This window comes from Mesorhizobium sp. M1B.F.Ca.ET.045.04.1.1, assembly GCF_003952465.1.
Taxonomy (GTDB): domain Bacteria; phylum Pseudomonadota; class Alphaproteobacteria; order Rhizobiales; family Rhizobiaceae; genus Mesorhizobium; species Mesorhizobium shonense.
The window spans coordinates 5,391,485-5,409,423 of record NZ_CP034448.1; the positions used below are offsets into that span (position 1 = coordinate 5,391,485).

The following is a 17,939-nucleotide window of genomic DNA, read 5'->3' on the forward strand; positions in this document are numbered from 1 at the left end:
CGATCCCTATCATGCGGCAAGACGCGGCGGAACTGCCTGGACCAATCGATCAAGCTAAAGCTGTTGAAAGACAAAGAAATCTCAGGCCCGTGGCGCTCCTGCGCCCCGGGCTTGCCGTGCTCCTCGCTCAGTTCTGGAAATAGGTCGGCTGGTCGACGTCCTCGATCAGCCCGGCCTGGGTCGGCTCCCAACCCAGTTCCTGCCGGGTCAGGGCGCTCGATGCCTCGTTGTCGATCGCGGCGAAATGCGCGAACCAGCCGAAATGTTCGGCGGATTCTTCCCGGCTCTTGCTCACCACCGGAACGCCGAGCCTGCGGCCGATGACGCCGGCGATCTCGCGAAACGGCACGCCCTCCTCGGCGACGCCGTGGTAGCGGGCGCCGCCCCGGCCCTTCTCCAGCACCAGCCTGTAGAGCCTGGCAGCATCGAGCCGGTGCACGGCCGGCCAGTGGTTGAGGCCTTCGCCTGTATAGACCGAGGCGCCCTTCTCGCGGGCAATGCCGATCAGGATCGGGACGAAGCCGTGATCGCCGGCGCCATGGACCGATGGCGGCAGGCGGATGATCGACACGCGCGCGCCCTTCTCGGCGGCGGCATAGGCCGTCTGCTCCGACACACGCGGGATCGATGGATTGGACGCAGGCGGAACGTCCTCGGTCGCGAGACGGCCGGGCTGGACCAGACCGATGCCGGAGGTGACGATCAGCGGCCGGTCGGAGCCGGCAAGCTCCAAGCCCATCGCCTCGATGGCGCGCCGGTCGGTCTCGCAATTCTCCTTGAACCTCGAGAAGTCGTGGTTGAAGCCGGTATGGATAACGCCATCCGCCCGCGCCGCGCCGCGGCGGAGGCTGTCGAGATCCTCCAGATTTCCTCTGAGCACCTCGGCGCCCGCGGCGGCGAGAGCGTCGGCGCTGGCATCCGAGCGGGCAAGGCCGAGCACCTGGTGGCCGGCTCCGAGAAGTTCCTGGACAGTGGCCGAGCCGACAAAGCCGGTGGCTCCGGTGACGAAGACACGCATTGCAGTTTCCTTTGTTTGATTTGATCGGCGCCGCTGCTTGGCGGCCCGTCGCGTTCAAATAAGCGCTTGAGGAAAGACGATCTATGCGGCAAAGTCCGTATTATCTTCGCAATCGTCCAAGAGCGCCTATGGACCCGCTATCTGACGTGCTGTCGCTATTGAAACCGCAGAGCAACGTCTCGGCCGGCTTCGATGCCGGCGGAGACTGGTCGATTGAGTTCCCCCGCAACATCGGCATCAAATGCTACGCGGTCGTCTCGGGCCAATGCTGGCTGGTCGTGGAAGGCGTGCCCGAGCCGGTGCATCTAACCGCGGGCGACTGCTTCCTGCTGCCGGGTGGCCGACCGTTCCGTATGACAAGCGACATCAGCCTCACACCGGTCGGTGCGCACACCATCTTTCCCCCTGCCCGCGCCGGCGGAGTCGTCACCTACAATGGCGGCGGCGATGTCTTCCTGGTCGGCAGCCGTTTCGTGCTGAGCGGCCGTCACGCCGACATCCTGCTCAAGATGATGCCGCCGATTATCCATATCCGCCGGGAAGAGGACAAATCCGCACTTCGCTGGTCGGTGGAGCGGATGATGCAGGAGCTCAGCGAAGGTCAGCCGGGCGGCTTCCTGGTGGCGCAGCACCTTTCGCACATGATGCTGGTCCAGGCACTGCGCCTGCACATGGCGGAAGGGCCGAATGGCGGTGTCGGCTGGCTTTTTGCCCTTGCCGACAAGCAGATGGGCGCCGCGATCGGCGCCATGCACGAGGATCCTGCGCACCGTTGGACCCTGCAGGAACTGGCGGAGCGCGCCGGCATGTCGCGGTCGAATTTCGCACTGAAGTTCAAGGAGATGGTCGGAACCTCGGCGATGGAATATCTGACCCGTTGGCGGATGCTGCTCGCCGGCGAAAGGCTCGCCAATTCCAGCGAGCACACTTCGGTCATTGCGCTCTCGCTCGGCTACGTATCCGAGAGCGCCTTCAGCACGGCCTTCAAACGCGTGATGGGTGCTTCACCGCGCCAGTATGGCCGCGATCGCAGCGCGGTTGCCGCTTGAGATCGATGCGCGAGGCGCTCAGGCAGCCCGGGCCGCCCTGCCCTTGAGATCGACGATATCGACGGGCACCAGCGTATCCTTGCCGACCGGAACCCCGGGCAGCACATGCGCCCAGGTCAGGATTTCCATGCTGCCATCGAAATGCTCGACCACCGCCGTGCAGCTCTCCACCCAGTCGCCGGTGTTGATGTACTGCACATCGCCATAGTTTTCGATCGCGGCATGGTGGATGTGGCCACAGATGACGCCGTCGACATGCGAGCGCCGCGCTTCCTCGGAGAGCACCGTCTGGAACGAGCCGATGAAGTTCACCGCCTTCTTGACCTTGACCTTCGCCCAGGACGAGAACGACCAGTAAGGCAGCCCGAGCAGATGGCGCAGCTTCGTCACCACCCGGTTGACCAGCATTGCCGCGTCATAGGCGTAGTCGCCGAGATAAGCGAGCCAGCGCTGGTTGTGCACGACAGTATCGAACTGATCGCCATGGATGACCAGCAAGCGCCTGCCGTCGGCGGTCTCGTGAATGGCGCGGTCGGCAACGACGATGCCGCCGAAATGCACGCCCTGGAACTGACGGGCGAATTCGTCGTGGTTGCCGGCGATGTAGGTGATCGAGGCGCCCTTGCGCGCCTTGCGCAGCAATTTCTGCACGACGTCGTTGTGGCTCTGCGGCCAATGCCAGCTGCGCCGCAGGCGCCAGCCGTCGACGATGTCGCCGACCAGATAGATGGTATCGGCGTCGTGATGGCGCAGGAAATCGATCAGGAAATCGGCCTTGGCCGCCTTCGAGCCGAGATGCACGTCGGAAATGAACATCGTGCGAAAAGTACGGGGCTCTGGACCGGACATCGCGATTTCACCCTTTGCTTTCGCGTGCCTATGCCTCGATTCATGCAACAACCGTATGACGGTTGCGGTTGGTCCAGCCCAGGCGCTAGCTTGCCGCCCTCGAAAAAGGAGAAATCACCATGGATCTCGGCATTCGCGGAAAGAAAGCCATCGTCTGCGCTTCGAGCAAGGGACTTGGGCGCGGCTGCGCGATCGCGCTCGCCGAAGCCGGCGTCAACCTTGTCGTCAACGGCCGCAACGCCGAGCTTCTGGCAAAGACCGCGCAGGAAATCCGCGAAAAGTTCGGCGTCAAGGTGATCGAAGTCGCCGGCGACGTGTCGAAGCCGGAGGTGCAGAAGGCAATGCTTGCCGCCTGCCCAGACCCCGACATCCTGGTCAACAACAATGGCGGCCCGCCGCTTCGCGATTTCCGCGAGCTCGACCGCGCAAAGATCCTCGAAGGCGTGACGCAGAACATGGTGACGCCGATCGAGTTGATCCAGGCGGTGATCGACGGCATGGCGAAGCGCGGCTTCGGCCGGATCGTCAACATCACCTCGCTGTCGGTCTATGTGCCGATCCCCGGGCTCGACCTGTCGTCGGGCGCCCGAGCCGGGCTGACCTCGTTCCTTGCCGGCGTCGCGCGCACGGTGATTGACCGAAACGTCACCATCAACAGCCTTTTGCCCGGCAAGCTCGACACCGACCGGCTGCGCGGCCCGCATGAGGCCGGCACGCCGGAAGACCCGGCAGCCGCCGCCGCACGGAAAACCCGCATCAGCGCCGATGTGCCGGCAAAACGTCTCGGCACGCCGGAGGAATTCGGCCAGATCTGCGCCTTCCTCTGCTCGGTCCACGCAGGCTATCTCACCGGGCAGAACATTCCGGTCGACGGCGGGCTCTATGTCAGCGCGTTTTGACCGGGCTGGTCGGCGGCTGTCGCAAAAAGCCAGAGAGTTTCGCTCCAACCGGCTGAAATAGCTTGGCTATTTCAGATTCGGCAATGTGAACGCATCAGCCAAGATTTGGCGTCGCGAAGAATCGTCGCCGCATGTATCTGCCTGACGCAATTCCGGACGGAAAACCGTTTCACACTTTTCCTGGAATTGCTCTAAAAGGCTCGAAAGCAGGAAGCGCAAGGAGGGGCCGGATGGACGGCGAGAGCAAGAAAACGGCCAGATCGGACCTCGACGAGGCCGCGCTCTTCTTCCACAAGCATCCCACCCCGGGAAAGCTCGAGATCCAGGCGACCAAGCCGCTCGGCAACCAGCGGGATCTCGCGCTTGCCTATTCGCCGGGCGTCGCCGCGCCCTGCCTCGAGATCCGCGACGACCCGGCGACCGCCGCCGACTACACGGCGCGCGCCAACCTCGTCGGCGTCGTCTCCAACGGCTCGGCGGTGCTCGGCCTCGGCAATATCGGCCCGCTCGCCTCCAAGCCGGTGATGGAAGGCAAGGCGGTGCTGTTCAAGAAATTCGCCGGCATCGACGTCTTCGACATCGAGATCGACGCGCCGGAGATCGGGCGCATGGTCGAGACGGTGGCCGCGCTCGAGCCGACCTTCGGCGGCATCAACCTCGAGGACATCAAGGCGCCGGAATGCTTCGAGGTCGAGGAGCGGCTGAAGGCCCGCATGGGCATTCCGGTCTTCCATGACGACCAGCATGGCACGGCGATCATAGTCGCGGCGGCGGTGCTCAACGGGCTGGAATTCGCCGGCAAGACGATTGCCGACATCAAGATCGTCACCTCCGGCGCCGGCGCTGCAGCACTCGCCTGTCTCAATCTTCTGGTCTCGCTCGGCGCCAAGGTGGAAAACATCTGGGTCACCGACCGCTTCGGCGTCGCCTGGAAGGGCCGCGCCGAGGAGATGGACCGCTGGAAAGACCCTTATGTGAAGGACACGGAAGCGCGCACGCTGGCCGATGTCATCCCGGGCGCCGATGTATTCCTCGGCCTCTCCGCCGCCGGCGTGCTCAAGCCCGACCTCCTGCAGCATATGGCGCCGAAACCGCTGATCCTGGCGCTCGCCAACCCGACGCCTGAGATCATGCCGGAAGTGGCAAGGGCGGCGCGCCCGGACGCCATGATCTGCACCGGGCGTTCCGATTTTCCCAATCAAGTCAACAACGTGCTCTGTTTTCCTTACATCTTCCGCGGCGCGCTGGACTGCGGCGCCAGCGCCATCAACGAGGAGATGAAGATGGCGGCGGTCAGGGCGATCGCTGCGCTTGCCCGCGAAGAGCCTTCGGACGTCGCGGCGCGCGCCTATTCCGGCGAGACGCCGGTGTTCGGCCCGGATTTCCTGATCCCTTCGCCTTTCGACCCGCGCCTCATCCTGCGCATCGCGCCGGCGGTGGCGAAGGCAGCCTGCGAAACCGGCGTCGCGACACGGCCGATCGCCGATTTCGCCGCCTATATCGACAAGCTCAACCGTTTCGTCTTCCGTTCCGGCCTGGTGATGAAGCCGGTGTTCTCCTCGGCCAAGGCCTCCAGCGCCAAGCGTGTCATCTATGCCGACGGCGAGGACGAGCGCGTGCTGCGCGCCGCGCAAGTGGTGCTGGAGGAAGGCATCGCCGAGCCGATCCTCATCGGCCGCCCGCATGTCGTGGAAGTCCGGCTGAAGCGCTACGGCCTGCGCATCCGGCCTGGCGTCGATTTCGGCCTGATCAACCCGGAAGACGATCCGCGCTATCGCCATTATGTCGACCTCCTGATCGAGCTTGCCGGCCGCCGCGGTATAACGACGGAAGCCGCCCGCACCATGGTGCGCACCAACAATACGGTGATCGCGGCGCTCGCGCTGAAGCGCGGCGATGCGGATGCGATGATCTGCGGGCTCGAGGGCCGCTTCGAGCGGCATCTGCGCAATGTCACGCTGATCATCGGGCCGCGTCCCGGCATCAAGGACCGCGATCTCTCAACTTTGTCGATGCTGATCTCGCAGCGCGGCATCATCTTCCTCACCGACACCCATGTCTCGGTCGATCCGACGGCGGAGGAGATCGCCGAGATGACGGTGCTTGCGGCTGAGGAAATCCAGCGTTTCGGCATCGAGCCTAAGGCGGCGCTTCTGTCGCATTCGGATTTCGGCTCGCGCGATTCGCCCGGCGCGCTGAAGATGCGCCAGGCGGCGTCGATCCTGGCGCGCATCGCGCCGGACCTGCAGTGCGACGGCGAGATGCATGCCGACTCCGCTCTCTCGGAACATTTGCGCCAGCGCGTCTACCCGCATTCGCGGTTGAAGGGCGAAGCCAATCTGCTGGTGTTTCCGAACCTCGATTCGGCCAACATCACGCTGACGGCGCTGCGCGCGATGATGGACGCGCTGCATGTCGGTCCGATCCTGCTCGGCACCGACAAGCCCGCGCATATCCTGACGCCTTCGGTGACTTCGCGCGGCGTCGTCAACATGACGGCGCTGGCCGTTGTCGAGGCGGCGCATAAGGCGCAGGCGATCGCCCATTTGGGTTGAGGACGGCCCTGGCTGTAAACACCGATGGTGCTTCATTGTAAGATGGCGTCGGCCATTGCGGCCACTCCGTCACGTTTCGACATTCAGGCGCGAAAGACGAACGGGCAGCTACGAGGGTTGAATGAGCTTCGAACTAGCCATGCTCGCCGCGAGTTGCGTGCTCTGTTTCATTCACATAGTTCTCGCCTCGCATTCGGCGAGCTTCCAGCGCGGTTACCGCTGGACGGCCAGCGCCCGAGACACCGAAGTCCCTCCGCTCACAGGAACGGCGGGGCGCCTGGAAAGGGCACTGCGAAACTTCGTCGAGACATTTCCGGTGTTCGTCGCGGCGGTTTTTCTTGTCCACGCGGTTGGCCACGAGACCGTGCTCAGCAAGTGGGGGGCCGGACTCTATTTTTCGGCTAGGCTGGTCTATCTTCCGCTCTATGCATTCGGCGTTCCCCTGCTGCGCTCGCTCGTCTGGAACGTTGCGTTTGTTGGAATTGTCCTGCTTTTGCTGGCATCGGTGTGGCCCGATCTGCCTTACTAGGGAACAGTTAACCACGAACGCGGTAGCCTTCCGGCCGCAGGCAATCGGGGTTTCAGGCGAATGAAAGGCGCGGGGTTGAAGCTGACCCACCTTGCGGCGCTGCTTGCAGCGCTGGCGGGATCGGCTGTAGCCGTGACCGAACCGCAGGCGGCGTCCCGCACGTGCCGCCAGCTCGAAGCCGAGCTCGCCGATGCTCGCGGCGGTGGCGGCGGGCCAGGCCTGATCCGCAAATATGACGACGCGATCGCGCGCCAGCGCGAGCAGCTGGCGAAGGCGCGCAGCCGGGCAAGCGATGCCAGTTGCGGCTTCACGCTGTTTTCGCGCAATGGAAGCCAATGTGCGGCGATCAATGCCTCGATAGAGCGCATGAGCGCCAATCTCGACACCTTGCAGGTGAAGCGCGAGCGGCTGGCCGGCGGCGGCACGCGGCGCGACCGCAGCCGCATCCTTGCGGCGCTCGACGCCAATGGCTGCCGCGACGACGAGATCGCTCCGCGTCGCGCTCCCATTCAGGAGGCCGGCCACGACAACGGCAACGGCAATCTGTTCGAGCAGCTTTTCGGCCGCGGCGACCAGGAGACCGAGAGGCTCGACACGCCTGAAGCGCCCGATGTTCCGCTGGACGATCCCAGCGTGCGCAACATCCGCCGCGTGATCAACCAGCCGCACGGCATGGACCTGCCGAGGATGAACGGCGAGTTCCGCACGGTTTGCGTGCGCACCTGCGACGGCTATTTCTTCCCGATGTCGAACGCCGCCTCTTACGGCGATTTCGAGCGCGACCAGAAGAATTGCGAATCGAGCTGCCCCGGCACCGAGATGCAGGTCTTCTACTCGCGCGGCATGGATGACGATGCCGGCGCGATGACCTCGTCGGTGACCGGCCGCCCCTACAGCGAGTTGCCGAGCGCCTATCTCTACAAGCAGGCCAACTACTCGCGCCCGCCCGCCTGCGGCTGCAATGCCCAGGCCGAGAACTTCTCGATCATCGCCGGCAATCCGCCCAATCCGGAACAGTCGCGGCCGGACAGCGAGGCGACACCGTTCGTCCCGGTTCCGGCCGCCAAGCCAGATCCGGGCGCCGATCCCGAAACCCTCGCCAATGCCGAAGGGGGACTCGACCGCGAGGCGATCAAGCGCCTGACCACCAAGGCGCCGGTATCGCCTGTATCGTCACTGCCGCCGGAACAGCGCAAGGTCAGGGTCGTCGGGCCAGCGTTCCTTCCCGACCCATCAGCGGCAATAGATCTGCAAGCTCCGGCCCGGAAGAGCGCCCAGTAAGAGCGAGTCGCAGCGGCATGAACAACGGCTTGCCCTTTCGCCCGGTCGCTTCCCTGATCTTGCCGGTCCAGTCTTTCCAGACGGTGCCGTTCCATGGCTCCTCGGGCAACAGGTCGAACGCCTGGTGGAGGAAGTCGCGGTCCTCGCCGGAGAATTCCGCCGCCTCCTGCGGCCCGTCGCTCAGGATTCGCCACCACGCAACCGCATCCGACAACCGGTCCAGATTGCCGCGCACCGCCAGCCAGAACGGCTCGGCCCTGTCGCCGGAAATGCCGAGCACGATCAGCCGGTCGCGCGCTTCCTCGAACGGCATGTGATGCATGAGGGCCCGGTTGAGCACGAAGAGCTCGTCCGGGTCGAACTTGGCGGCAGACTTGGACGTCGCCGCCGGATCGAAATGCCCGGCGAGTTCGCCGAGATCGTGGGCTGCCGTCACGTTTTCCGACGTGCCGACGAGCACCGCCAGCGAGGCGACCGCCATCGGCTCGATACCGTCCCCGCGCAGGCTTTCGATCGACAGCGCGCCGGTGCGCTTTGACAGCCCCTCGCCCGACACCGTGGTCAAGAGATTGTGGTGTCCGAAGACTGGCGGTTCAGCGCCCAGCGCCTGGAACAAGGCGATCTGCACGCCGGTGTTGGTGACGTGGTCGTCGCCGCGGATGACATGGGTGACGCCCATCTCGATGTCGTCGACCACGGACGGCAGCGTGTAGAGATAGGTGCCGTCCTCGCGCACCAGGACGGGATCCGACAGCGAGGCGAGATCGACGGTCTCCTCGCCGCGTACCAGGTCATTCCAGTGCACCTCGGTCCGCTCCGGCTGCAGCGGGTCGCTGGTGAAGTTCGGCAACAGGAAGCGCCAATGCGGCCGGCGCCCGTCCGATTCGTACTCGGCCACCTGCTCTGGCGTCAGCGTCAGCGCCTCGCGGCCATAGACCGGCGGCTGGCCACGCGTGCGGCGCACCTTGCGGCGCAGGTCGAGTTCCTCCGGCGTTTCGTAGCAGGCGTAAAGCACGCGCGCCGCCTTCAGCCGCTCGACCGCCGCGTCATAGATCTCAAAGCGACGCGACTGGTATTCGGTAACGTCGGGAAAAATGCCGAGCCAATGCAGGTCGTAGAGAATCGAATCGGCGAATTCCTGCGTCGAGCGGACAACGTCGGTATCGTCGAAGCGCTGGATGTAGCGGCCCTTGTTGTTCATGGCGAAAAGCCAGTTGAACAGAGCGGTGCGCGCATTGCCGATGTGGATGCGGCCGGTCGGCGACGGTGCGAAACGGACGGTAACTGTCATGAGCGGGGCGTAACGAATGCTTTTACGGTTGACAAGACACGCCCCCGCGCAAGGGCAAGAGATAGTGCAAGCCAGCTAAAATGAAAAGCCTGCCAGCCGGCTGTCCGAATGCCTGCGGTTACGCGCCTGCCCGACGCCAGCCCAGCCGCTCCTCGATGCGCCTGGCGCTTTGCCTGACCAGCGACGTCAAATCCGGATCTTTTTGGCGAAGTTTCACATCCGGCACGACGATCGAAATCGTCGCCCGACACGCCCCCAGGTTGTCGCGGATCGGCGACGCGATGCAGGCGACCGAAAAATCCGACTCGCCGGCCTGGATGGCAAGCCCATCCGCCAGCGCCGCCTCAGATGCGCGAGCAAGCACGTGCTCGTCCGTTTCAGCGCGTCCTGTCGGCGAAACAGTCGCCGAGCGGGCAAAAATGGCGAGACGCTCAGCCTCCGGCAGGTGACCGACCAGCAACCGGCCCGACGCTGTCCAATTGAGCGGCGTGCGCGTGCCGACTCGCGACGTCACCTGGAAATGGTCCTTGCCCTCCTCCATGGCCAAGACGACCATATAGTCGCCGTCGCGGCCGCATATCTGGACGGTTTCCTTCGATCCCTGGGCGAGTTCGTGCATTTCCTGCGTCGCCACATTGAGCAGATCGAGCGTGCGGGCATAAGTCAGCCCGTACTGATAAAGCCTCGGCCCGAGCCATAGCAGGCCGCCATCCTTGCGATCGAGAAGCTCCTTCTCGACCATGTCGTCGACGATGACGTAGACGGTCGACAGCGGCGCGCCGATATCGCGCGCGATTTCATAGGCGGTTGCCGGGCGTCCCCGCCGTTGCAGGCAGTCCAGGATCTGCAGCACGCGGTCGATGCCGCTGGTGCGCGACCGGCGCGGTTCGACGGCTACTTCGGTGCGGCTCAGGTCTTGGTCTCTCACGTCAGCAGTCATGTGGTTTCAAATGTTGATCGCGATGATCTAAAGGGCAGCATCCCGGTCGTGGTCAACCCGGTTCAGATCAGGCAGCTTCTCATTGTGGCGGATGCACGCCACGTGGTGTCCTCCGCCAATATGCTCGACCGGCGGAACGGTCTGCGCGCAGGCGGCGACGGCTTCGGGGCAGCGGGTGCGGAAGACGCAGCCGGAGGGCGGCGCGATCGGGCTCGGGATGTCGCCGTGCAAAGGCGTATGCGTGCGGCGGCGCGACGGGTCGGGCACCGGCGCCGTTGCGAGCAGCGCCCTGGTGTAAGGATGGCGCGGCGTGGCATAGACAAGCCGGCTCGGCCCACGCTCCATGACGCGGCCGAGATACATGACCACCACTTCGTCGCAGAGATATTCGACCACCGACAGGTCATGCGCGATGAACAGAAGGGTGAGCCCGAGCTTCTTTTGCAGGTCGCCGAACAGGTTGAGCACCTGTGCCTGCACGGAAACATCGAGCGCCGAGACAGGCTCGTCGGCGACGATGAATTGCGGTTCGACGGCAAGTGCCCGCGCAATGCCGATGCGCTGGCGCTGGCCGCCGGAGAATTCATGCGGGTAGCGGCCGGCATGCTCCGGCGTGAGACCAACCAGCGTCAGCAACTCGCCGACGCGTTCGGCGCGCCGCCTGCCACGCGGATAGCCGGCCGCGTCAAGGGCCTCGGCGATGATGGCGCCAATCCGCATGCGCGGATTGAGGCTCGAAAACGGATCCTGGAAGACGATCTGCAGCCTTTGCCGGTAGCCGCGCATCTCGCGCTGCGACAGCGAGAACAGGTCCACGCCGTCGAACAGCGCCTTGCCGCCGGTCGGCTCGATTAGTCGCAGCAGCGCGCGGCCGGCGGTGGTCTTGCCGGACCCGGATTCGCCGACGAGGCCGACGGTCGAGCCGCGCTGGATGTCGAAGCTGACATCCTCGACGGCGTGGACGATGCGGCCGCCCCTGGCCGGGAAATGCTTGGTCAGGCCCCGCACGCTGAGCAGGGGCTTCGCCTCGACGGATGTAGCAGGGCTCATAGCTCGGCGCTCCGGATGCAGCGGGACGCACCATGCGGACCGGCAGGCACCAAAGGCGGCGGAGCCGCCCGACAGGGCGCGATGGCGAAATCGCAGCGTGGCTCGAAGGCGCAGCCTGGCGGCAGGTTGGTGATCGGCGGCACGCTGCCGGGGATCGAATGCAGCGCACGGCGTTGCCCGGCTGCATCGATGTCGCGCGCTGCATTCGGCGTACAGGCAAGCAGGCCCTTGGTGTAGGGATGGCGCTGATGCGCGAAGAGATCGTTGACCGGCGCCTGCTCGACGACGCGGCCGCCATACATGACGACGACATCATGGGCGATCTCGGCCACCACGCCGAGATTGTGGGTGATGAACAGGATCGACATGCCCATCTCGGCCTGCAGCCGGCGCAACAGATCGAGGATCTGCGCCTGGATGGTGACGTCGAGCGCGGTCGTCGGCTCATCGGCGATCAAGAGAGACGGGCTGCAGGACAGCGCCATGGCGATCATGACCCGCTGCCGCATGCCGCCCGACATCTGGTGCGGATAGTCGTCCAGGCGCGATTCCGCGTCGGGGATTTCGACATGCTTCAGCATGGCTAGAGCGCGCCTGCGCGCCTCGCGGCGATCGACCGGCTCGTGCAGCGCGATCATCTCGCCGATCTGGTCGCCGACGGTGAACAGCGGATTGAGGCTGGTCATCGGTTCCTGGAAGATCATCGCGATCTCGCTGCCGCGCAGCTTGCGGAACTGCCGCTGGCCGAAGCCGGCGAGGTCGTGGACGCGCTCCTGCCGGTCGCGAAACAGGATGCTGCCGCCGGCAATGCGGCCCGGCCGCGACAGCAGCCCCATGATGGAGAGGCTGGTGACCGACTTGCCGGAGCCGGATTCGCCAACCACCGCCAGCGTCCTGCCGCGCTTCAGATCGAAGGTCACGCCATCGACCGCCTTCGCCGTCACCCGGCGCGTCACGAACCAGGTCTTGAGATCGCGGACCGAGAGGATGACGTCGCTGGCTAAAGGCTCGGTCATGATTTCCACCCGCAATGCGGACAGGCATGGGAACCGCCCTCGCCTTCTGCCGGCACATGGCGATGCGCGGCAACAGCTTCTGCGCCCAGGATGGCATGGCGCGGTTCGAACAGGCGATGCAGCGTGCTCAGCGCACCTCGTGAATCACGCACCGTGACATCGGCGTCGACGACGTCGAACAGCGTGAATTCCGCCGGCTTGCCTTTGTCCAGCAGCCTTTCGGTCGGCAGGCGGATAGCGCGGCGAGGCGCCGTGGTCGACGCCGCCACCACGTCCTCGAATTTCATGCCGAGCGACAGCAGCTTCGACATGGTGGTGGCCATGTCCCAGACAGAGGTGTCGAGCGAGCGGTTGTGGAGGTCGGTCGAGATCGTCGCCGGCGGCAGGCCGCGCTCGAGCGCGGCTTTGGCGACGTCGAAGGAGAAAGAGGCCCCGCCATGGCCGACATCGAGCACGATGCCGCGCGCCGCCGCCTGCTCGGCGAGCCGGTAGAGGTCGTCGTCCTCGATGATCGAGCCGCCGGCCTTGCCGTTGAAGCAATGGGTGACGATGTCGCCCTCGCTCAAGAGGCCGAGCACGTCGTCATAGAGCGGCGGCGGCTCGCCGACATGCACCATGATCGGCAGCTTCAGGATACGGCCGAGCTTCTTGGCCAGGCGCACCGGCGTCAGGTCCCAGCCGCCGGTGATGACATGGCTGGCGCGGACCTTCAGCCCGATGATGACGTCGCGATTGGCCTCGGCCGTGGCGATGATCCGGTCGAAATCGATCGAGCGCATGTCGATCAGCTCGCTGACGCGGTTGCAGGCGACAAGGCCGATCGAGCCGATGTTCAGGAAGGCGTAGACGTTCTCCTTCGCGGGTTCGATGATGAACTCGCGGAAGCCGTGGAAATTCGCCTCGCCGGCCGAGCCGGCGTCGACCATCGTGGTGACGCCGCGCGTCGCGCCGCATTGTTCGGGGCGCAGCGAAATGTCGGTGCCGCCATACCAGACATGGACATGCAGGTCGGTCCAGCCCGGCGACAGGAAAGCGCCTTTGGCGTCGACGGTCTCGACACCATCGCCGGCGGCTATGGCGGAGGCGGCTTCGGCGATCCGGCCCTGCTCGTCGATCATCACGTCGATCGGCTGATCGAGGCCGTCGCCGAACCCGACGGGTCTGGCGCCCTTGATCAGCAGTGGCCGGTCAGCCCGGGGGAAGCGGTTGGCAAACATCAGATATCCTTGGCGAGACGTGGATCGAGAAGGTCGCGCAGCCCATCGCCGAGGAGTTGCAGCGACAGCACCGTCACGACGATCGCCGCGCCAGGGAACATCATCACCCAACCGGCCTGGTCCATGTACTGGCGGCCGGTGGCGATCATCGTGCCCCAGGTCGGAATGTCGGGCGAAATGCCGACGCCGAGGAAGGACAGGCCGGCCTCCGCCAGGATGGCATTGGCGAAGATGAAGGTGGCCTGTACCAGGAGCGGTGACGTGACGTTGCGCAGCACGTGACGGATCAGGATGACCGGCGTCGGCACGCCGAGCGCCCGCGCCGCTTCCACATAAGGAAGCTCGCGGATGACCAGCGTCGAGGCTCGCACGACGCGGGCGATCCTTGGCGCATAGACGATGCCCAGCGCCACCACGACATTGACCGCCGTCGGGCCGAGCGCGGCGACCAGCGCGATCGCCAGCAGGATGTCCGGGAACGCCATCACGGCATCGATCAGCCGCGATACCGGCGTGTCGAGACGTTTGAAATAGCCTGCCGTCAGCCCCAAGATGGTGCCGATGATCGACGACAGCACGACCACCGCAAAACCGACGCTGAGCGAGGTGCGCGCGGCATAGAGCATGCGGGTGAACACGTCCCGACCGAGATCGTCGGTGCCGAACAGATGATCGAGGCTAGGCGGATGCAGCCGGCTGGCGATCGAGAGTTTCGACGGTGCATAGGGCGCGATGACGGGCGCCAGAATGGCGGCCAGCACGATGATGACCAGCACGATCAGGCCGATGGCGGATGTCGGCCGACCGATCAGCCGCGACAGGATGTTGGGTTCGGAATGGAGCGGGACGGAGATCGCGGCCATCAGTAGCGAACCCTTGGGTCGACGACGAGGTAGAGCATGTCGATGGCGAAATTGACCAGCACATAGAGGCCGGCAATGACCAACAGCGCGCCCTGGATGACGGGATAGTCGCGCCTGAGCACCGCCGACACGACGAGACTGCCGACGCCCGGCAGGCCGAACACTGTTTCAGTCACCACGGCTCCCGAGATGAGCAGCGCGGCGGTGAGGCCGATGACGGTGATGATCGGGATCAGCGCATTCTTGAAGGCATGCTTCAGCACGACGCGCCATTCGCTCATGCCTTTCGAGCGCGCGGTGCGTACATATTCGTCGTTGAGCACGTCGAGCATCGAGGCGCGGGTGAAGCGCGTGATCAGCGCCGAGCTGACCAGGCCGAGCGCCAGCGCCGGCAGCACGAGATGGTTCAACCGCACAATGAAGGATGCGCCCGGCCCGCCATAGCCCGACGTGTCGAACCAGCCGAGCCGGACGGCGAAGAACTGGATGAGCAAAAGACCCAGCCAGAAGCTCGGCACGCTGGCCGCGAACATGGCGACCGTTGTCGTCGCCTGGTCGAAGATCGATCCGCGCTTGTAGGCGGCGAGTATCCCGACAGGCAAGGCGATCGCCGTCGCGATCAGCAGCGAGAACACGGTGAGGAAGAAGGTGGGCTCGGCGCGCTGGGCGAGCGCTGTCGTGACCGGCTCGTTGAGGAAGATCGACTGGCCGAAATCGCCTTGAACGACGCCAAGCACGTAGCGTCCGAACTGCTCCAGGATCGAGCCGTCGAGCCCGAGCCTGGAACGGAGTGCCGCGATGTCGGCGGCCGATGCATCCGGGCCGAGCATCACGGCGGCCGGATCGCCGGGTGTTATCCGCACGATGACAAAGACGATAGTGACGACCAGCGCCATCACGACGATCATGCCGAGAAGCCTGTTGAGGATAGAGCGCAGCATCGGCGTTCAGCCTCTCTTCGGTGGTCTAGCGAAGTTTTTAGGTGCCGACCGTAACTGGCCGGCACCCTGTTTGCCTGCCCCGGTTGCGCGCCGGGACAGGCGGGAGGAAACCTACTTGCCTTCCAGATAAGCGTTCCAGAAATACGGCCACGGCGCCGGGGTCACGCCCTTGAGCGTCGGCGCCTGGGCGGCCAGTGCGTTGAAGTCGCCGATCTTGACTGCCGGAACCTCGTCGAGGACCGCCTTCTGGACATCCGCGAACAATGCGACGCGCTTGGCCGGATCGGGCTCGGCGTTGAAAGCGTCGAGCACCTTGTGCTTGCGATCGGAGACCCACCATCCGGGCGAAGAGTCCGACATGATGCCGGTCAGCGACGGCTCGGGCAGGAACGGGCTGTGGGTGATGTAGATGTCCCAGAGCGCCGGATCGGTGCGGTTCTTGGTCAATGTCGCCCATTCGACGACGTCGAGTTGGACCTGGAAACCGGCGGCCTTGAGATATTCCGCGGCGACCTGCGCCATCTTGTAGTGGAACTCGTACTGGCGACTGGTGAGGATGCGCAGCGGCTTGCCGTCATAGCCGGCTTCCTTCACCAGGGCCGCGGCCGCTTCGGTGTCGCCATCCGGCTTGTAGGCTTCGGTGCCGGCATCGCTGTGCCAGGCATAGCCTTCCGGATAGAGCGCGCCGTCGGCGGCGAAGAAATCCTTGGAACCGAACGCAGCGAGCAGCATGTCGTTGGGCGCAAGCGCTGCCTGGATCGCCTTGCGGATACGGATGTCGCTGTTCGGCCCCTGCTTGGTGTTGAGGACAAAGACCGGCCAGCCGAACGGTTTCAGGATGACGGGCGCAGTCTTGCCGCCGGAGATCTTGTCGAAGGATTCGACGGGAAGCGCGTCGGCATAAGCGAACTGGCCGGCGACAGCCCCTTCCACGCGCGTGTTGGCGTCGGGAACCGGCACGAAACGGATTTCGTCGAGATACTGCTTCCTGGCGCCGCCATAGCCGTTCGGCTCGCCGTCGCGCGACTTGTAGCCGTCGAAACGGGCAAGCTGGATGAACTGGTCGGGCTTGCGGTCCTTCAGCATGTAAGGCCCGGTGCCGACAAAGCTGGTCAGCGGGTCCTGCTTGGCGTTCTCAGAAGGAATGATGATGGCGGCCGCGTTGTTCAGCGACAGCAGCGCCAGCAGCGGCGCGAAGGGTTTTTTGAGCGTGATCTTGACCGTGTTGTCGTCGACCTTGTCGACCGAGGCGATCACCTCGGCGGCCTGCTTGCCGCGGGTGGCGATCTTCATCCAGCGCTGCAGCGACGCGACGACGTCCGTGGCGTCCATATCGCTGTCGTCGTGGAACTTCACGCCGGCCCTCAGCTTGATCGTGTAGACGAGCCCGTCGGGCGAAATCTGCGGCATGTCGGCCGCGAGAAGCGGAGTGATGCCCCAATCCTTGTCGAAGGTGTAAAGCGTCTCATAAATGTGCTGGGTGACGATGCCGACGAGATCGGCCGTGGACGCCATCGGATCGAGTGTCGGTGGCTCGCCGATCGTGGCCACCTCGATGACGCCGCCCTTGGCAGGCTCGGCCCACGCTGTGCCCGTTGCCGAAAGCACAAGCGCCGCCAACGAAGCAGCAATTTTCATGAAGCGCTTCATCTTGGTTCCCTTCTGCTATTCCATATTTATGGAATTTATATCTTAGTTACGGACTAATTAGTGCATCGGGATATCGCTGCGTCAAGGTCTTTCGGTATTTGCAATGGTTGCGTCTGGAACACGGGTCGGGCGCTCGCCGCACAAGGCGCTTGAGCATGTTCGCGTCGTCAGGGTGCGCGGAACGGGTCGCGATTTGCGGTGCGGAGCGGCTTTCAATCGGGCCGAAGCGAATTCCGCGTCGGCCGTTTCTGTCCCCGTTATCCACATATGTGACACACAACATATTGGGGGTCACAAAACCTACAAAAACGAATCCTTGACGGGTCAGAACGAGTCGCTTTTTATAGGCCATGCGCTCCTGTTGCGGGCGTGACCGGAAAGTTCAGAGGCCGGTCTTTTTTCCCGGATTTTGTGCGTTTTGCCCGCATTTCCGCCTGTTCACGAGGCCGGCGGAAGCGTTGGGAATGTTGGGGCTTGGGTGGGCGAAAGGGAGAATTGTCGGCCTTGAAAAAATGATCTGTTAACACTATATTTAGTGTTTGCAGGCAGGCTCGACCCTAGATAGTGTGAACCTCCCTCTTCTGAGGGAATCGACAAAAGTTTCAGTTAGGGACCCGCGAGGGTCGGTCTGCAGCCCGGGTAAGCGCTTGGGGAAGCGTATTGCTGTCTGCATGCCGGCACTTGCGACGAGGAGAGTGCCGGCGTCGCCTGCGATGCCGGCAAACGGCGGACTGCGCTTTTAGCAATGCGGGGCAGAAATCCCTGGGGAAAAGCGCTATATGTAGACAAAA

At 64.4% G+C, this 17,939-nt stretch carries 15 protein-coding genes; 5 read left to right on the plus strand and 10 right to left on the minus strand.

Annotation, left to right across the window (positions count from 1 at the left end):
• Positions 1 to 127 precede the first annotated feature (127 nt).
• Complete coding sequence (locus EJ071_RS26705) at positions 128 to 1,018, minus strand: SDR family oxidoreductase (protein ID WP_126100530.1); 891 nt, start codon at positions 1,016 to 1,018, stop codon at positions 128 to 130.
• A 128-nt stretch (positions 1,019 to 1,146) separates the two neighbouring features.
• Here EJ071_RS26705 and EJ071_RS26710 point away from each other — a divergent pair, with 128 nt between their 5' ends.
• The gene (locus EJ071_RS26710; protein WP_126100531.1) at positions 1,147 to 2,067 is read left to right on the plus strand and encodes an AraC family transcriptional regulator; all 921 of its coding nucleotides are present in this window, start codon (positions 1,147 to 1,149) and stop codon (positions 2,065 to 2,067) included.
• An 18-nt stretch (positions 2,068 to 2,085) separates the two neighbouring features.
• Here EJ071_RS26710 and EJ071_RS26715 read toward each other — a convergent pair whose 3' ends face one another.
• Positions 2,086 to 2,916 (minus strand): UDP-2,3-diacylglucosamine diphosphatase, encoded by an 831-nt coding sequence (locus EJ071_RS26715; RefSeq protein ID WP_126100532.1) that lies wholly within the window; start codon positions 2,914 to 2,916, stop codon positions 2,086 to 2,088.
• Between the two features lie 119 nt (positions 2,917 to 3,035).
• Between EJ071_RS26715 and EJ071_RS26720 the strand changes: the two genes are divergently transcribed.
• The 4 genes from EJ071_RS26720 (at position 3,036) to EJ071_RS26735 (ending at position 8,180) form a co-directional block, all read left to right on the plus strand.
• Positions 3,036 to 3,815, plus strand: a complete 780-nt coding sequence (locus EJ071_RS26720) for an SDR family oxidoreductase (RefSeq protein WP_126100533.1) — start codon at positions 3,036 to 3,038, stop codon at positions 3,813 to 3,815.
• Between the two features lie 230 nt (positions 3,816 to 4,045).
• Positions 4,046 to 6,370, plus strand: coding sequence for an NADP-dependent malic enzyme (locus EJ071_RS26725; protein WP_126100534.1), 2,325 nt, complete (start codon positions 4,046 to 4,048; stop codon positions 6,368 to 6,370).
• 121 nt (positions 6,371 to 6,491) lie between these two features.
• Positions 6,492 to 6,899, plus strand: coding sequence for an MAPEG family protein (locus EJ071_RS26730; RefSeq protein ID WP_126100535.1), 408 nt, complete (start codon positions 6,492 to 6,494; stop codon positions 6,897 to 6,899).
• A gap of 60 nt (positions 6,900 to 6,959) precedes the next feature.
• Entirely contained in the window at positions 6,960 to 8,180 is a 1,221-nt protein-coding gene (locus EJ071_RS26735; protein WP_126100536.1) for a DUF2865 domain-containing protein, read from the plus strand.
• On the opposite strand, the gene EJ071_RS26740 is transcribed toward EJ071_RS26735, so the two are convergent.
• The 8 genes from EJ071_RS26740 to EJ071_RS26775 form a co-directional block, all read right to left on the minus strand.
• A complete protein-coding gene (locus EJ071_RS26740; RefSeq protein WP_126100537.1) occupies positions 8,098 to 9,471 on the minus strand; it encodes a glutamate--tRNA ligase in 1,374 nt (457 codons plus the stop codon). The two genes, EJ071_RS26735 and EJ071_RS26740, sit on opposite strands and share 83 nt — an antisense overlap.
• A gap of 118 nt (positions 9,472 to 9,589) precedes the next feature.
• Positions 9,590 to 10,399 carry an IclR family transcriptional regulator gene (locus EJ071_RS26745; RefSeq protein ID WP_245459972.1) on the minus strand — a complete coding sequence of 270 codons (810 nt, stop codon included), beginning with the start codon at positions 10,397 to 10,399 and terminating at the stop codon, positions 9,590 to 9,592.
• Between the two features lie 39 nt (positions 10,400 to 10,438).
• Entirely contained in the window at positions 10,439 to 11,461 is a 1,023-nt protein-coding gene (locus tag EJ071_RS26750) for an ABC transporter ATP-binding protein (RefSeq protein ID WP_126100539.1), read from the minus strand.
• Complete coding sequence (locus tag EJ071_RS26755; RefSeq protein WP_126100540.1) at positions 11,458 to 12,477, minus strand: ABC transporter ATP-binding protein; 1,020 nt, start codon at positions 12,475 to 12,477, stop codon at positions 11,458 to 11,460. Before EJ071_RS26755 ends, EJ071_RS26750 begins: the two co-directional genes overlap by 4 nt.
• Positions 12,474 to 13,694 carry an amidohydrolase/deacetylase family metallohydrolase gene (locus tag EJ071_RS26760; protein WP_126100541.1) on the minus strand — a complete coding sequence of 407 codons (1,221 nt, stop codon included), beginning with the start codon at positions 13,692 to 13,694 and terminating at the stop codon, positions 12,474 to 12,476. The genes EJ071_RS26755 and EJ071_RS26760 overlap by 4 nt, the downstream gene beginning before the upstream one ends.
• Positions 13,694 to 14,557, minus strand: a complete 864-nt coding sequence (locus EJ071_RS26765; RefSeq protein ID WP_126100542.1) for an ABC transporter permease — start codon at positions 14,555 to 14,557, stop codon at positions 13,694 to 13,696. Before EJ071_RS26765 ends, EJ071_RS26760 begins: the two co-directional genes overlap by 1 nt.
• Positions 14,557 to 15,498 carry an ABC transporter permease gene (locus tag EJ071_RS26770; protein ID WP_126100543.1) on the minus strand — a complete coding sequence of 314 codons (942 nt, stop codon included), beginning with the start codon at positions 15,496 to 15,498 and terminating at the stop codon, positions 14,557 to 14,559. The genes EJ071_RS26765 and EJ071_RS26770 overlap by 1 nt, the downstream gene beginning before the upstream one ends.
• Before the next feature lie 111 nt (positions 15,499 to 15,609).
• Complete coding sequence (locus EJ071_RS26775) at positions 15,610 to 17,148, minus strand: ABC transporter substrate-binding protein (protein WP_126100544.1); 1,539 nt, start codon at positions 17,146 to 17,148, stop codon at positions 15,610 to 15,612.
• Positions 17,149 to 17,939: the final 791 nt, after the last annotated feature.

Bases quoted from the DNA above. Each gene is read 5' to 3' on its own strand.
- EJ071_RS26705 (WP_126100530.1), bottom strand. From the start codon at position 1,018: ATGCGTGTCTTCGTCACCGGAGCCACCGGCTTTGTCGGCTCGGCCACT.
- EJ071_RS26710 (WP_126100531.1), top strand. From the start codon at position 1,147: ATGGACCCGCTATCTGACGTGCTGTCGCTATTGAAACCGCAGAGCAAC.
- EJ071_RS26715 (WP_126100532.1), bottom strand. From the start codon at position 2,916: ATGTCCGGTCCAGAGCCCCGTACTTTTCGCACGATGTTCATTTCCGAC.
- EJ071_RS26720 (WP_126100533.1), top strand. From the start codon at position 3,036: ATGGATCTCGGCATTCGCGGAAAGAAAGCCATCGTCTGCGCTTCGAGC.
- EJ071_RS26725 (WP_126100534.1), top strand. From the start codon at position 4,046: ATGGACGGCGAGAGCAAGAAAACGGCCAGATCGGACCTCGACGAGGCC.
- EJ071_RS26730 (WP_126100535.1), top strand. From the start codon at position 6,492: ATGAGCTTCGAACTAGCCATGCTCGCCGCGAGTTGCGTGCTCTGTTTC.
- EJ071_RS26735 (WP_126100536.1), top strand. From the start codon at position 6,960: ATGAAAGGCGCGGGGTTGAAGCTGACCCACCTTGCGGCGCTGCTTGCA.
- EJ071_RS26740 (WP_126100537.1), bottom strand. From the start codon at position 9,471: ATGACAGTTACCGTCCGTTTCGCACCGTCGCCGACCGGCCGCATCCAC.
- EJ071_RS26750 (WP_126100539.1), bottom strand. From the start codon at position 11,461: ATGAGCCCTGCTACATCCGTCGAGGCGAAGCCCCTGCTCAGCGTGCGG.
- EJ071_RS26755 (WP_126100540.1), bottom strand. From the start codon at position 12,477: ATGACCGAGCCTTTAGCCAGCGACGTCATCCTCTCGGTCCGCGATCTC.
- EJ071_RS26760 (WP_126100541.1), bottom strand. From the start codon at position 13,694: ATGTTTGCCAACCGCTTCCCCCGGGCTGACCGGCCACTGCTGATCAAG.
- EJ071_RS26765 (WP_126100542.1), bottom strand. From the start codon at position 14,557: ATGGCCGCGATCTCCGTCCCGCTCCATTCCGAACCCAACATCCTGTCG.
- EJ071_RS26770 (WP_126100543.1), bottom strand. From the start codon at position 15,498: ATGCTGCGCTCTATCCTCAACAGGCTTCTCGGCATGATCGTCGTGATG.
- EJ071_RS26775 (WP_126100544.1), bottom strand. From the start codon at position 17,148: ATGAAGCGCTTCATGAAAATTGCTGCTTCGTTGGCGGCGCTTGTGCTT.